Annotated in this window: 14 protein-coding genes and 1 other RNA gene; 12 read left to right on the plus strand and 3 right to left on the minus strand. The window is 65.9% G+C overall.

What is annotated here, in order from left to right:
* Positions 1 to 22 precede the first annotated feature (22 nt).
* The 5 genes from J7360_RS02055 (at position 23) to J7360_RS02075 (ending at position 2,756) form a co-directional block, all read left to right on the plus strand.
* Positions 23 to 445 (plus strand): hypothetical protein, encoded by a 423-nt coding sequence (locus tag J7360_RS02055; protein ID WP_057659309.1) that lies wholly within the window; start codon positions 23 to 25, stop codon positions 443 to 445.
* Between the two features lie 74 nt (positions 446 to 519).
* A complete protein-coding gene (locus J7360_RS02060; RefSeq protein WP_005912207.1) occupies positions 520 to 954 on the plus strand; it encodes a rhodanese-like domain-containing protein in 435 nt (144 codons plus the stop codon).
* A 109-nt stretch (positions 955 to 1,063) separates the two neighbouring features.
* The gene (gene secB, locus J7360_RS02065) at positions 1,064 to 1,576 is read left to right on the plus strand and encodes a protein-export chaperone SecB (RefSeq protein WP_003488515.1); all 513 of its coding nucleotides are present in this window, start codon (positions 1,064 to 1,066) and stop codon (positions 1,574 to 1,576) included.
* A 15-nt stretch (positions 1,577 to 1,591) separates the two neighbouring features.
* Positions 1,592 to 2,617 carry an NAD(P)H-dependent glycerol-3-phosphate dehydrogenase gene (locus tag J7360_RS02070; protein ID WP_057659307.1) on the plus strand — a complete coding sequence of 342 codons (1,026 nt, stop codon included), beginning with the start codon at positions 1,592 to 1,594 and terminating at the stop codon, positions 2,615 to 2,617.
* Between the two features lie 62 nt (positions 2,618 to 2,679).
* Positions 2,680 to 2,756, plus strand: a non-coding RNA gene (locus J7360_RS02075) — sX9 sRNA.
* A gap of 329 nt (positions 2,757 to 3,085) precedes the next feature.
* Here the strand turns inward: J7360_RS02075 and J7360_RS02080 are convergent.
* A complete protein-coding gene (locus J7360_RS02080; RefSeq protein ID WP_003488520.1) occupies positions 3,086 to 3,682 on the minus strand; it encodes a diffusible signal factor-reguated Ax21 faimly virulence factor in 597 nt (198 codons plus the stop codon).
* Between the two features lie 373 nt (positions 3,683 to 4,055).
* Between J7360_RS02080 and poxB the strand changes: the two genes are divergently transcribed.
* From poxB to J7360_RS02110, 6 genes are all read left to right on the plus strand, one after another.
* Positions 4,056 to 5,765 (plus strand): ubiquinone-dependent pyruvate dehydrogenase, encoded by a 1,710-nt coding sequence (gene poxB / locus J7360_RS02085; RefSeq protein WP_209033164.1) that lies wholly within the window; start codon positions 4,056 to 4,058, stop codon positions 5,763 to 5,765.
* Between the two features lie 49 nt (positions 5,766 to 5,814).
* The gene (locus J7360_RS02090) at positions 5,815 to 7,257 is read left to right on the plus strand and encodes a HAMP domain-containing sensor histidine kinase (protein ID WP_057659306.1); all 1,443 of its coding nucleotides are present in this window, start codon (positions 5,815 to 5,817) and stop codon (positions 7,255 to 7,257) included.
* Positions 7,242 to 8,588: a sigma-54 dependent transcriptional regulator gene (locus J7360_RS02095; protein ID WP_057659304.1), complete on the plus strand. Its 1,347-nt coding sequence runs from the start codon at positions 7,242 to 7,244 to the stop codon at positions 8,586 to 8,588. Before J7360_RS02090 ends, J7360_RS02095 begins: the two co-directional genes overlap by 16 nt.
* 190 nt (positions 8,589 to 8,778) lie before the next feature.
* Complete coding sequence (locus J7360_RS02100) at positions 8,779 to 9,531, plus strand: hypothetical protein (protein ID WP_022557907.1); 753 nt, start codon at positions 8,779 to 8,781, stop codon at positions 9,529 to 9,531.
* Positions 9,532 to 9,633: 102 nt separating this feature from the next.
* The gene (locus tag J7360_RS02105) at positions 9,634 to 10,281 is read left to right on the plus strand and encodes a hypothetical protein (protein WP_209033154.1); all 648 of its coding nucleotides are present in this window, start codon (positions 9,634 to 9,636) and stop codon (positions 10,279 to 10,281) included.
* Between the two features lie 92 nt (positions 10,282 to 10,373).
* Entirely contained in the window at positions 10,374 to 11,603 is a 1,230-nt protein-coding gene (locus tag J7360_RS02110; protein ID WP_057659300.1) for an MFS transporter, read from the plus strand.
* A 349-nt stretch (positions 11,604 to 11,952) separates the two neighbouring features.
* On the opposite strand, the gene J7360_RS02115 is transcribed toward J7360_RS02110, so the two are convergent.
* A complete protein-coding gene (locus J7360_RS02115) occupies positions 11,953 to 12,429 on the minus strand; it encodes a tRNA (cytidine(34)-2'-O)-methyltransferase (RefSeq protein WP_003488348.1) in 477 nt (158 codons plus the stop codon).
* Between the two features lie 26 nt (positions 12,430 to 12,455).
* Positions 12,456 to 12,917, minus strand: a complete 462-nt coding sequence (locus tag J7360_RS02120; RefSeq protein ID WP_209033156.1) for a hypothetical protein — start codon at positions 12,915 to 12,917, stop codon at positions 12,456 to 12,458.
* Positions 12,918 to 13,302: 385 nt separating this feature from the next.
* Here J7360_RS02120 and J7360_RS02125 point away from each other — a divergent pair, with 385 nt between their 5' ends.
* Positions 13,303 to 13,623: a DUF4156 domain-containing protein gene (locus tag J7360_RS02125; RefSeq protein ID WP_007966372.1), complete on the plus strand. Its 321-nt coding sequence runs from the start codon at positions 13,303 to 13,305 to the stop codon at positions 13,621 to 13,623.
* Positions 13,624 to 13,678: the final 55 nt, after the last annotated feature.

Here is a 13,678-nt window from a genome sequence, read left to right on the forward strand (position 1 = left end):
GGCTGGATCCGGGGGAATACGCATGCGTGCAGTCATTACAACGATCGTGCTGCTTGGGCTGGCACTGCTGAGCGGGGTGGCCAATGCCGGCAGCCGTGCCCAGGCGCGTGCGCTGGAAACCACTCAGGCCGCTTACACGGCCGCCGTGCGCTGGAATGATTTCGACGCCGCGCTGGGCTTCGTCGAGCCGGCCTATGCCCAGGCGCATCCGCTCAGCGACCTGGAACGTTCGCGCTACGAGCAGGTGCAGATTTCCGGCTACCGCGAGGTGCGCGTGGGCCAAGACCCCAATGGCGACCTGCGGCGCGAGGTCGAGTTGCGGGTGATCAACCGCAATACCCAGACCGAACGGCTGGTGCGCAGCATCGAGATCTGGCGCTGGAATCCCGAGCAGAAGCGCTGGTGGCTGGCCAGCGGCCTGCCCGACCTGTGGAAGGGCCAGTAGCCTGCCCCTGCGCCCCGGGCGTCGCGTGCGTCAGCTGTGCGACAATTCCCGCCCGCTCGACTGACCCTGACCCCGTGAATTTCGAAGAGCTGCAGGCCTTTGTCGGCCGCAACCCCATGTTGTCGCTGGCCCTGGTGGGCCTGACCATCGCCCTGATCGTCACCGAGGTCGCGCGCCTGTTCCGTGGCTATCGCGCGCTCAAGCCGGCCGAGCTGACCCGTCTGATCAACAGCGAAAACGCGCTGGTGATCGACCTGTCGCCCACTGCCGACTTCGAAAAAGGCCACATCGCCGGCAGCCGGAACGTGGCGCTGGCCAAGTTCGACCCAGCCGGCAAGCTGTTGGCCAACGCCAAGGCCTCGCCGGTGGTGGTGGTCTGCCGCAGTGGCACCACCTCCGCCGGTGCAGCCAAGACGCTGAAGAAAGCCGGTTTCGAACAGGTGTACTGGCTCGAAGGCGGCGTGGCCGCCTGGCAGATGGCCGAGCTGCCACTGATCAAGGGCCGCTGATCCGCCTTGTGCGGCAACCGGCACGCCCCCATTGCTGGCGTGAGAGACTCGCGCTTTCACGTTCGCATCACTCAACGCTGCATCCACCGAACCGTTTCTGGAGTTAGGAATGTCCGACGAAATCCTCAACGGCGCCGCTGCGCCGGCCGACGCCGCTGCTGGTCCCGCCTTCACCATCGAAAAGATTTACGTCAAGGACGTGTCCTTCGAATCTCCGAACGCACCGGCCGTCTTCAATGACGCCAACCAGCCCGAGCTGCAGCTCAACCTCAACCAGAAGGTGCAGCGCCTCAACGACAACGCCTTCGAAGTGGTGTTGGCCGTGACCCTGACCTGCACCGCCGGTGGCAAGACGGCCTATGTGGCCGAAGTGCAGCAGGCCGGCGTGTTCGGCCTGGTTGGCCTGGACCCGCAGGCGATCGACGTGCTGCTCGGCACCCAGTGCCCGAACATCCTGTTCCCGTACGTGCGCACCCTGGTCAGCGACCTGATCCAGGCCGGCGGCTTCCCGCCGTTCTACCTGCAGCCGATCAATTTCGAAGCCCTGTATGCGGAAACCCTGCGTCAGCGTCAGAACGAAGGGACCTCGCTGGCCGATTCCGAGCCGGCTGGCAACGCCTGAGCGTCGATTGCGCCGATGAGCGATTTGACCCACAAGATCGCCGTTCTCGGCGCCGGTTCCTGGGGCACGGCCCTGGCCGCGCTGCTCGCCAGGCATGGTCACCCGACCGTGCTCTGGGGGCGCGATGCGGCGATGGTGGACACCATCGACTGCACGCACGAGAACGCGCGCTATCTGCCGGGCATTGCACTGCCCGACAGCCTGCGTGCCACCACCGACCTGCAGGCGGCGGTCGCTGACGCCACCTGGATCCTGGTGGTGGTGCCCTCGCATGCCTTCACCGAGACCATCCGGCTGATCGCACCGCTGCGCCCGGCCGGCGCCGGTGTCGCCTGGGCGACCAAAGGTTTCGAACCCGGTTCCGGGCGGTTTCTGCATGAAGTGGCGCGCGACATCCTCGGCCCCAGCGTTCCGCTGGCCGTGGTGACCGGGCCCTCCTTCGCCAAGGAAGTCACGCTCGGCCTGCCGACCGCCATCACCGTGCACGGCGACGATGCGGCGTTTGCGCAAGTGGTGGCCGACGCGATGCATGGCCCCACTTTCCGCGCCTACACCGGCGATGACATGGTGGGCGCCGAGCTCGGCGGGGCGATGAAGAACGTGCTGGCGGTGGCCACCGGCGTGGCCGATGGCATGCAGCTTGGTCTCAACGCACGTGCCGGTCTGATCACACGCGGCTTGAACGAGATGCTGCGTCTGGCGGCGGTCATCGGCGCACGTCCGGAGACCTTGATGGGCCTGGCCGGGTTGGGCGATCTGGTGCTCACCTGCACCGGCGATCTGTCGCGCAACCGTCGCCTGGGTCTGGCCTTGGGGCGCGGGCAGAGCTTGGACGAGGCGATCCGCGAGATCGGTCAGGTGGTCGAATCGGTGCAGACGGCCGATGAGGTCATGCGTCAGGCCGAACACCACGGCATCGAACTGCCGATCTCCAATGCCGTGCGCGCGGTATTGCACGGTGAAATCACCCCGGAAGCAGGCTTGAAAGAACTGCTGGCACGCGAGCGCAAGCCAGAGTACCCGCAGACCTTGTTCACCTGAGAACAGCCGACAAGACGGCTGCGCTCACTGCCAGGCCTGCGTGGCCGGTGTTCGGAATCCTCGCGTACCACTCTTTCGTTGTGGTTCCGCGCGCACCGTCCACACTCACTGGATGATCGCTCGCTACGGCTTGTTCGCCGTGCCAAGACCGGTAGCGTTTCGGCGGCCATTGCGAAGATGCACAACACAACGCCCGGCACGACCGGGCGTTTTTGTTTGGCCGCGTGCCGCGGCGCAAGCAGGGCCTTGGCGGATCAGGCATCAGGTATGTGGGGGCGCCCAACGCGCGCATGGCCAACCCTCGTGGCGCAGGCGCATCGTTGGCGAGTTTCCGGGTGCGCAGCGACGCGTATTGTGACGTGCGTGCCCAAACCGCCAATCGATCGCCCAAAAGAAAGAAGCCCGGTCGGGGGACCGGGCTTCCAGTGCAACGCGGGAGAGAGATCGCGTTGCAGTCAAACGTGCGGCTTACCAGCTGAAGCGCGGGCCGACCGACCATTCCTTGTTGCCGTCGCCATCCATACGGATGTCGCCATTGATGCCCCAGTTCTGGTTCAACTTCACCTGGGCGCCAAGACGGCCGTAGAAGTTGTCGCCGATGTCGATGCCACGCTTCTTGGAAAAGTCTTCGTAGCCAGCCAGTGCATAGACTTCGAAGTGCTCGCCGAACGCGTTACGCAGACCGGCTTCAACGCTGTAGCCGTCGAAGTTGATGTTCGGGGTGTCCAGGTCCAGCTTGCGGTAGGCAACGCGCGCAACGAAGTCGGTGCTCGTGGCGATTTCGTGGTTGAAGCCCACGCCGACGCCCCACTGCTGGAAGTCCGAGTCGGTGTTCTCGAACACGTTGTTGTTGTCGTCAGCGTTCTGCTTGCTGTAATCGCCGAACACGTGGAAGTTCGGAGCGATGGCGTAAGAGGCCTTCACGCCCCAGCCGTCCGCATCGCGACCTTCGGTCGGCGTGCGCACGTAATCGCCTTCGACGAAGTTGTAAGAGAGGTTTTCAGCAGCCGAAGCCGCAAACGGCAGAGCTGCGAGAAGGCCGAGGGCCAGCAAAGAAGTCTTCATGATCGGGATACCTGTACTTATTTGATTGGACCGGCGCTGAGGCGAATGCCGTTCGCTGCCGAGATGTAAATTCTCCGTTATTCAATGGAACGCGACATGAATTTTGAACTGACCAGTTGATGAATCATCGCGCCAGATTCAGCTGCGCTTTCTTGTGTCGCGTGCAGATGCGCGCACAGCACGTGCAAAACGTGATGCTTTAGCGCTTACGTGGCGCCGATGTGAGGCGTGCGTGCATAAACGTAATAGGTCGCCTGGTTTCCAGCGTTTCACGTGCGCTGGCTAGACAAGCACATTGCACTGACGCAGTCGCTGGGAGCATTGCACGCCTGTTGAACACCTGTGGAGCTGCATCGTGGCGAAGAAGAGAACGTTGGCGCGGTTTCTGGCCGAAACGCTGCAGAGCGCGGGGGTTGAGCGGATCTGGGGGGTGACCGGTGACAGCCTCAATGGCTTGACCGATGCCTTGCGCGAGATGCAGACCATCGAGTGGATGCATGTGCGGCACGAAGAAGTGGCCGCGTTTGCGGCGGGTGCCGAGGCGGCGGTGACCGGCCAGCTGGCGGTGTGTGCCGGCAGTTGCGGGCCGGGCAATCTGCATCTGATCAACGGGCTGTTCGATTGCCATCGCAGCCGCCAGCCGGTGCTGGCGATTGCCGCGCATATCCCATCGTCCGAGATCGGGCTGAGCTACTTTCAGGAGACCCACCCGCAGGAGCTGTTTCGCGAGTGCAGTCACTTCGTGGAGTTGGTGACCAACCCGGCGCAATTGCCGGAAGTGCTGCATCGGGCGATGCGCTCGGCCATCCTGCAGCAAGGTGTGGCGGTGGTGGTGATTCCCGGCGATATCGCGTTGTTGGAGGTCGACAAGCATGTCTCCAGTGCGTGGCCGGCGCTGCGTCAGCCACGGGTGCTGCCTGCCGCCGAGGATGTGCAGCAATTAGCCGAGCTCCTGCAGCAGAGCAAGGCGGTGACGGTGTTGTGCGGCAGTGGCTGCGCCGGGGCGCATGACGCAGTGGTGGCGTTGGCCGACACTTTGGGTGCACCGGTGGTGCATGCGTTGCGCGGCAAGGAATACGTGGAGTGGGACAACCCGTTCGATGTCGGCATGACCGGCCTGATCGGTTTCAGTTCCGGTTATCACGCGATGCTCAATTGCGACACCTTGCTCATGCTTGGCACGGATTTTCCGTACCGGCAGTTCTACCCGAAGGACGCGACCATCGTGCAGGTGGATCGCGACCCGAGCGCGCTCGGTCGGCGCACGCCGTTGCAGCTGGGCATTGCCGCCGATGTGGGCGAAACCATCGCAGCGTTGCTGCCGCAGCTACAGCGCCGCGAAGAGCGTGGCTTCCTGGAAAAATCGCTTGCGCACTATCGCAAGGCGCGCGAAGGGCTGGACGATCTGGCGGTGCCGGCAGATCCCGGCGAACCGCTGCACCCGCAGTTCGTGACCCGGCTGATCAGCCAGATTGCCGATCAGGATGCGGTGTTTACCTGCGATGTCGGCACGCCCACCGTGTGGGCGGCCCGTTACCTGCGCATGAACGGCAAGCGCCGCTTGCTGGGGTCGTTCAATCACGGCTCGATGGCCAACGCGATGCCGCAGGCGCTTGGCGCGCAAGCAGCATTTCCTGGTCGGCAAGTCATTTCGCTATCGGGCGATGGCGGTTTTGCGATGCTGATGGGCGATTTCATTTCGCTGGCGCAATTGAATCTGCCGGTGAAGGTGGTGGTATTCAACAACGCCTCGCTGGGATTCGTGGCGATGGAGATGAAGGCGGCCGGTTATCTGGATACCGGTACCGAGCTGCGCAATCCGGATTTCGCGGCGATGAGCAACGCGATGGGTATCCTGGGCATTCGTGTCGATGAGTCCTCGCAACTGGAGCGTGCATTGCGCCAAGCCTTCGCGCATTCGGGTCCGGCGCTGGTGGATGTGCGCATCGCCACGCAGGAGCTGGCAGTGCCGCCGGCGATCAAGCTCGAACAGGCCAAGGGCATGGGCCTGTACCTGCTCAAGGCAGTGATGAGCGGGCGTGGCGATGAGGTCATCGCGTTGGTGAAGACCAACCTGCGTTAATTCAGTCGCACTCACGCACACTGGTTGTCCTCTTCAGGCCGCTTCGTCCATGCCCCGTTCGCTGCTACGGCAACTGTTGCTGATCTGGATGGTGATCGTGGCCGCCTGTCTGGGCGTGGCCACGATGTTGTACGGCCTGTATCGGCAGACCGAGGGAGTGCGGCTGGAGGAGGCGCGCCAGCAACTGGGCGGGCAATGCGCGCGCATCGTGCAACGCTATGCCGGGGCAAGCGAGGCGGCGCGTCGCGGCGACGATGGCGTGGGCCTGGCAGCGGTGGTGGTACAGCTGGTACTGGCCGATGCGCCAGGCGTCGAAGGTGGCGTCTGGGACCTGCACAAGGGCTTTGTTGCCTACGCGTACCCGACCTACGACGGCAGCGATCACAAGACCGATATTCCCGCCGCGGAGTGGGCCAACATCGTCAACACGGCGCAGCAGAGCGTGACGACAAGGCAGGCGGCGCAGTACCGTCGCGACGGTCGCCGCGAGGTACTGCTGATCAGCGCATGTCCGTTGGCATCCGGCAGCGCGGCATGGACGATGACGCGGGTGCCGGCCAGCAAGGCCGACGCATGGCGGCCCCTGGTCGTCGGCATGCTGCTGATCTTCGCGATGGTGGCGATATCGGCCATCGCGCTGGGCGTGCTGGTGCGGCGCTGGAGCCAGCGCCTGCAGCGCATCCAGCAGGCGCTGGCCGCCGACACCGAGACGCCGCACATTCCGCCGACCGGGACGCCGGAACTGGACCGCCTGGGCGCGGCGGTCAACGACTATGCGCAGCGCAACGCGCAGGCGCTGGCGCAGACGCGCCGGCTGGCCGACGAGCTGTCGCGGCACGAACGGCTTGCCGCACTCGGGCGTATGACGGCCACTGTGGCGCATGAAATCCGCAACCCGATCGCCACGATGCGGTTGGCGCTGGAAAACGAGATCGCGCGCGACGATGCGACGCCGGACGATGCTGCGCATGGCGAGTTGATGCTGGGGCAGATTCGTCGTCTGGATGGCGTGGTCGAGAGCCTGCTCGGCATGGTGCAGCCGATCCGTCTGCACCTGGAGACGGTGGTGGTGCAGGACTGGCTGGCGACGCTGCTGGAGCCCAGTCCGTTACCGCCCGGCACGCCGCCGCCCCGCGTCCTGCTGCCGGCGGCGCCGTTGCGCTGGACCCTGGATTCGCAGCAACTGGGGCGTGCAGTGCACAACCTGCTGCGCAATGCCGCGCAGCACGCCGATCCAGGCAGCGAGGTCACGCTGCAAGCGGAAGCCGTGGAGGGCATCTTGCAACTGCAGGTCTGCAACCGTGGCGCGCCGATCGCAGAACCGATCGCTGCGCACCTGTTCGAACCGTTCGTCAGTGGCCGCGCCGACGGCAATGGCCTGGGGCTGGCGCTGGTGCGCGAGATCGCGCGCGCGCATGGCGGACACGCGCGCTACGCACATGCCGACGGACTGACCCATTTCATTCTGGAGTTGCCATGGCGCGCATCCTGATCATCGACGACGATGCAGCGTTTCGCACCACCTTGCAGGCCACCTTGCGCTCGCTCGGGCATGCGGTGGTCGCCGCCGAGAATGGGCCGGACGGGCTGGCCCGGTTGAGCGAAGGCGGCATCGACATGGCGTTTGTGGATTTCCGCATGCCGGGCATGGATGGCATCGCGGTGCTGCGTGCGCGCCTGGACGATGCGCAGGCGCGGCAGGTGCCGCTGGTGATGCTGACCGCCCATGTGTCCAGCGGCAACACGATCGAAGCGATGACGCTGGGCGCCTTCGATCATCTGGTCAAGCCGGTTGGTCGTGCCGACATCGTGGAGGTGGTGGAGCGCGCGCTGCTCGGTCGCGCCGATGCGCAGGCTGCAGCGACAGATGCGTTGTCTGCGTCGGCCGAGGACGACGATGCGCTGGTTGGCCACAGCCCGGCGATGCGCACCGTGCACAAGCGCATCGGCCTGGCGGCCGCTTCTGATCTGCCGGTGCTGATCACCGGGGAAACCGGCACCGGCAAGGAATTGGCGGCACGCGCGCTGCATCGCGCCAGCCCGCGCGCCAGTGCGCCATTTGTTGCAGTCAACTGCGCGGCCATTCCGCTGGAGTTGATGGAGAGCGAGCTGTTCGGCCATCGCAAGGGGGCGTTTTCCGGCGCCAGCAGCGACCGGCGCGGGCTGATTCGCGAAGCCGATGGCGGCACGTTGTTTCTGGACGAAATCGGCGACATGCCACTGCCGATGCAGGCCAAGCTGCTGCGTTTCCTGCAGGAAGGCGAGGTGACGCCATTGGGTGGCAGCGGCCCGCAGAAGGTGGATGTGCGGGTGCTGGCCGCCACCCATCGCGACCTGGCGGCCTGCGTGGCCGACGGGCGCTTTCGTAGCGATCTGCGTTACCGCCTCAATGTGGTGCCGATCGAACTGCCGCCATTGCGCGAGCGTGGCCAGGACATCCTGTTGCTGGCACAGCACTTCCTGAGCGCCAATGCAGCGCATGCGCAGAGCCTGTCGCCCGCCGCGCAGGAGCGCCTGCTCGCGCACCGCTGGCCTGGCAATGTGCGCGAGTTGCGCAACGTCATGCAGCGCAGCCAGGTGTTGGTGCGCGGCGCCAGCATCGATGCGGCGGATCTGGAGGAAGCGCTGGGCGAGGCCGGCGAAGCGCCGTCAAATGTTGCGTCGGCGTTGACCGGCACCCTGCCCGAAGCGGTGGCGCAGCTGGAAAAACAGATGATCCAGTCGGCGCTGGAACAGAGCCAGGGCAATCGGGCAGAGGCCGCGCGCCGGTTGGGGATCCACCGGCAATTGCTCTACCGCAAGCTGGAGGAATACGGCTTGTGACACTCGCGCAGGCGTCGACCGCAGACTGCGGGACAGCTGTCCCCAAACCGGACAGGGTGGATGAAATGCAGACGTCTTTCTCCGGCTGTCGACCAATTAAAATCATTTCAAAACAAGCACTTATCAATTGGCACGATTGCTGCTTTGTCTCTGGTACGCGGCCCTTCCCCGCCGCGCAGGAGACATCCCCATGATGCGTCAGACTGTTCTTGCAATTGCCCTGGCCTGCACCATCGGCGCCGCCGCCGCACAAGTGGCCGCCCCGCCGCCGCCGCCGGCTCCCAATGGCCCGATCGGCGGTCCGCCAGCCCCGCCGACCCCGGTCGCCGCCACACCGGTAAGCGTGAGCGGCACCGTCGAGCGCTTCCTGCTCAATCCCAATGGCGACGTCGACGGACTGTGGCTGCGCGACGGCACTCAGGTCGGGTTTCCGCCGCATCTGTCCAGCGAGGTGAAGGCGGCCGTCCGTGCCGGCGACAGTGTCGTCGTGAAGGGCTTCCGCCTGGGCAATCTGCCGGTGCTGCAGGTCAGTTCGATCCGCTCCGGCCGTAGCGGCCGCGAAGTGGTCGACCGCCCGCCCACCTTCGGCGCTGCCCCGCCGCCGCCGCCGACCCCCGGCCAGCTGACCCCATTGCAGTCCGATGGCACGATCCATCGCCTGGTCTATGGGCCTGCCGGCGAGGTCAATGGCGCGCTGGTCAGCGATGGCACGGTGGTGCGGATGCCGCCGCATCTGGCGCTGCAGTTTGCCGATCTGCTACGCGTGGGCGCACCGCTGAGCGCCAGCGGCCTCGGCGTGGCCACCCCGGACGGCCGTGCGATCGAGGCGACCCAGTTGGGGCGTGATCGCTCCTCGCTGCGCGCGCTGTTCACCGCGCCGCGTCCGGACGGCCCGCTGCCGCCGCCCCCGCCGGGCGCTCCGGTTCCGCCGGCCGGCCGTTGAGTCGTACCACCCCTGACTTGTTCGTTGGTTTCCTCCGCTGGTCACGCACCCGCGTGGCCAGCGGCTTGACCGGCACTGCCGGTCCTTTTTCGGAGTAACACCATGCATTGGGTCGACCCTGATTTCCTCCCCGCCACCCGCGGCACCCTGGCGCGTTTCCTGCTCAACCCCAAGGCCGATATCGACGGCCTGCTACTCACCGACGGCACCGAAGTGCACACCCCGCCGCCCGACGGCACCGAAGTGCACACCCCGCCGCATCTGTCCGAGGCGCTGCTGAAGGCGCTCAAGCCGGGCAGCGCGCTCACCGTGCGTGGCCTCAAGCCGCGCGACGTGGAGATGTTGGTGGCGCTGGCGATCGATCCGGAAGGTGGCAAGCGCATCCTCGATGAAGGCCCGCATGGGCCGCATGCCAAGCCCAAACCCAAGCCACCCGGCAAACCGCCCAAGCCGGAAGTGGCCCAGCACAGCGGCACCATCACCCGATTGCTGCATGGTCCGCACGGGCAGGTGCATGGCGTGCTGCTGGACGATGCGGTCACGGTGCGGTTTCCGCCGCATGCCGGTGGCGACTTCGCCAAACAGCTGGTGGTCGGCAAGCCACTGGTGGCCGAAGGCGAGACCAAGGCCACGCCGCACGGTGTGCTGATCCATGCCCATGCCTTGGGTGGCAAGGCGGCGACGCTGAAGCAGATCGAGCATCCGCCGCACGGGCCCGCGCATAAACCCAAGCCCAAGCCCAAACACTAGGAGCCGGACATGCGGCCACCGCGCGCCACTGAGATGCTTGCCCCCTGGTCTGTCACGTGCGCCTTCGTGCGCGCTCGCAGTGGAGCACTGCCATGCCGATGACCAAGGCCAGGCCACGGGGGACGCGCGCGCTGGAAGCATTGCACTTCAGCGTGGCCGACGTGCAGGACGGGCTGGGGCCGTTCCTCAGCGTGTTCCTGCAATCCAAAGGCTGGTCGGTGGCGGCGATCGGCACGGTGATGAGCGTGGGCGGCATTGCCGGCATGCTCGCCACCACACCGGCCGGCGCGCTGGTCGATGCCACCCGGCGCAAACGGGCCGTGGTGGTGATCGGTTGCCTGGCGATCCTGCTGGCCACCGCCTTGATCTGGCTGCAGCCCACCTCTTCCGGCGTGGTCGCCGCCCAGATCGCCTCGGCGTTGGCGGCAGCGGGCATCGGCCCGGCATTGACGGGCATTACCCTGGGGCTGGTGCACGCGCGCGGTTTCGACCATCAACTGGCGCGCAACCAGGTGGCCAACCATGCCGGCAATGTGCTGGCCGCGGTGCTGGCCGGCTGGTTGGGATGGCGTTATGGCTTTGCCGCAGTGTTCCTGCTGACCGCATTTTTTGGCGTCCTGGCGCTGATGGCCGTGCTGGCGATTCCAGCGGCGGCCATCGACCACCGCGCAGCACGCGGTCTTGCGAGCAACAACGGTGGCGATGCGCTGAGTGGGTGGCGCGTGCTGCTGACCTGCCGCCCGTTGGCGCTGCTGGCGGTGACGCTGGGGCTATTCCATCTGGGCAATGCGGCGATGCTGCCGCTGTACGGCATGGCGATCGTGGCGGCGCATGCCGGCGACCCGAGTGCGTTGACGGCCACCACCATCGTGGTGGCACAGGCCACGATGGTGGTGGTCGCGCTGCTGGCGATGCGCTGGATCCGTGTGCACGGGCACTGGTGGGTGCTGCTGGTGGCGTTCATGGCCCTGCCGTTGCGTGCCTTGGTGGCGGCATCGGTGATCCATGGCTGGGGCGTGTTTCCGGTGCAGATCCTCGATGGGCTCGGCGCCGGCCTGCAAAGCGTGGTGGTGCCGACGCTGGTCGCGCGGTTGTTGCAAGGCACCGGGCGCGTGAATGTCGGCCAGGGCGCGGTGATGACGGTGCAGGGCGTCGGTGCGGCACTGAGTCCGGCGTTCGGTGGCTGGTTGGCGCATGCCTTCGGTTATCGCATCGCGTTTCTGAGCTTGGGTGCGATCGCGCTGCTGGCGGTGGCGTTGTGGGCTGGCTGTCGCGGCATGTTGCAGGCAGGGGCCTCCGTGCAGGCCGAGACAATGCTGTGACCGGTGCGCGGTGTGCGCACGAAGGTGGCTACCGATCGCTGGCCGTTGCGGCTTGCGCGTTATCGACCGCACTGCGCCGGCAGGGGTGAGCAAGTGCAATCCGAGCAGGGGCGTGTCCTGTCGGCCGGCAGGCCTGGCATGCGCGCAGATGACGCGGCGCGCGGCATCGCTTCGTCAAGCCGGATCGATGCAGTGTCTATCGCCGTCGAACGATGACAGCCGGCACAGATGAGGCGTCTTGGCGAGATATCAGGTGCGCCAGCCAGGATCTCACCGCGCATGTGGCAATGCGGCCTGGTAGCGGGCACGTAGGCGTATGTCGTTACGCACAGTTCCGGTGACTGCGTGGCTACTGGCCGCCAGCGAAATTCCATTGCCGCCAGGCTTCGAACACCATCACCGCAACGGTGTTGGACAGATTGAGGCTGCGGTTGTCCGGGCGCATCGGCAGACGTAGCCGGTGCTGCGGCGGAATCGATTCCAGCACCTCGGCCGGCAGGCCGCGGGTTTCCGGACCGAACAAAAACGCATCGCCATCGGCGAACTGCGGTGTGTCGTAGCGCACCGTACTGCGGGTGCTCAGTGCGAATACGCGCTTGGGCGCGATCGCGGCCAGTGCGCTGGGCAGGTCGGCGTGCACCTGCAGTGGTGCGTATTCGTGGTAGTCCAGGCCGGCGCGCTTGAGCTGCTTGTCGCTGAGGTCGAAGCCGAGCGGCTCGATCAGGTGCAGGCGCGCGCCGGTATTGGCGCACAAGCGAATCACATTGCCCGTATTGGGCGGAATTTCGGGCTGAAACAGGATGACGTCGAGGACAGGTGCTGACATGCGCGCAAGTGTAGCTGCGCGCGTGCTTAAAGACTGATGGCGGCGTCGACCAGCGCTTCCAGTTCGGCCGGCGAGGGCTGCAGTTGCGGCGTCGGCAGGTTCACGATGACCTGACCCATCAGTGCACCGATGGCGCCAGCTGCCTGGCTGGAGGCGCTCTGCGCACTGGCGGCGGCGCTGCGTACCACCAGGTCGGCACGCTGCTCGGCCGAAGGGCGCACCTGCACCGCCGCCAAGGTGACGATGCGCGGGCCGGCCTGTTCGGCGGCCAGGGCGGCCAATTGTTCGGCCGAAGGACGCACCTGCACGGCGGCCAGGGTGCGGATGTCGCTGGTGCGTTCCAGGGTCTGCTGGGCGATCTGGTCGGCGGCCGGACGCACCTGGACGGTCTCCAGAGTGGTCAGGCTGGCGGCCTGGGCAAAGCCGGCCAAGGTGGCGCTAGCGAACAGGGCGGCGGAGAGGGCGATGCGCAGGGTCTGGGTCTTCATGGCGGGGTCTCTTGGTGTTGTTAGGCAGTGGTGTGGTAGTAATGTAGTACACCGTTTCGGTACGCACAAGAACTTTCGCGTGGCTTTTATTTTGTTCAGCGAAAAGTCAGTTTCAGCGGCTGCCGGCGGTTGCGAGATACAGAGGAGCAAACGGTGTGCCAACAAAAGACTATTGTTTTTAAAGGGTTTTCAGCCGCGTAAGAGTGTCCGCGTCCGGACACCCGGACGCGCTGCGGGACGGCGGACACCGCGGCCAAACGGGTATGCACGCTCAAGGCAAGGCGGTTCGGTGCGCTGAATGGGTGGATGGCGGGTGCCACCGCGTGCCGGATCGCCAGCAGGCAACTGCGGCACAATCCGGCTTTCCCCACAGGTGTGATGACTTATGCGCGTGCTGATGCTGTCTGTTCTGGTTGCCACCACCACTGCGGCGTGCACCTGGGTGCCGATCGAACAAAGCGGCAAAGGTGTGCGGGTGCTGCCCGCAGGCCCCGTGCCAGCGGGGTGTCAGCAGCAGGGCGAAGTGGTGGTGACGGTCAAGAGCAAGGTCGGCTTCTACAACCGCAACCCGCTGCGCGTGCAGGAAGAGCTGGAAACGCTGGCGCGCAACGAGGCCCCCGGCGCCAATGCCAATGCGGTGCAGGCGCAGGGCCAGCCGGCCGACGGCAGCCAGCGTTTCAACGCCTTCCGCTGCCCGCCGCGCTGAACCGTTGGGCTGGGGCGCAGGCGATTCAAATGTAAAGATGCGGTAAAACCAGCCA

This window comes from Xanthomonas sp. D-99, from assembly GCF_017746145.1.
GTDB lineage: Bacteria > Pseudomonadota > Gammaproteobacteria > Xanthomonadales > Xanthomonadaceae > Xanthomonas > Xanthomonas cissicola.

Coding starts and splice junctions, on each gene's coding strand:
- J7360_RS02105 (WP_209033154.1), top strand. CDS start 9,634: ATGCATTGGGTCGACCCTGATTTCCTCCCCGCCACCCGCGGCACCCTG.
- J7360_RS02080 (WP_003488520.1), bottom strand. CDS start 3,682: ATGAAGACTTCTTTGCTGGCCCTCGGCCTTCTCGCAGCTCTGCCGTTT.
- J7360_RS02100 (WP_022557907.1), top strand. CDS start 8,779: ATGATGCGTCAGACTGTTCTTGCAATTGCCCTGGCCTGCACCATCGGC.
- secB (WP_003488515.1), top strand. CDS start 1,064: ATGTCCGACGAAATCCTCAACGGCGCCGCTGCGCCGGCCGACGCCGCT.
- J7360_RS02110 (WP_057659300.1), top strand. CDS start 10,374: ATGCCGATGACCAAGGCCAGGCCACGGGGGACGCGCGCGCTGGAAGCA.
- J7360_RS02055 (WP_057659309.1), top strand. CDS start 23: ATGCGTGCAGTCATTACAACGATCGTGCTGCTTGGGCTGGCACTGCTG.
- J7360_RS02090 (WP_057659306.1), top strand. CDS start 5,815: ATGCCCCGTTCGCTGCTACGGCAACTGTTGCTGATCTGGATGGTGATC.
- J7360_RS02125 (WP_007966372.1), top strand. CDS start 13,303: ATGCGCGTGCTGATGCTGTCTGTTCTGGTTGCCACCACCACTGCGGCG.
- J7360_RS02070 (WP_057659307.1), top strand. CDS start 1,592: ATGAGCGATTTGACCCACAAGATCGCCGTTCTCGGCGCCGGTTCCTGG.
- J7360_RS02120 (WP_209033156.1), bottom strand. CDS start 12,917: ATGAAGACCCAGACCCTGCGCATCGCCCTCTCCGCCGCCCTGTTCGCT.
- J7360_RS02095 (WP_057659304.1), top strand. CDS start 7,242: ATGGCGCGCATCCTGATCATCGACGACGATGCAGCGTTTCGCACCACC.
- J7360_RS02115 (WP_003488348.1), bottom strand. CDS start 12,429: ATGTCAGCACCTGTCCTCGACGTCATCCTGTTTCAGCCCGAAATTCCG.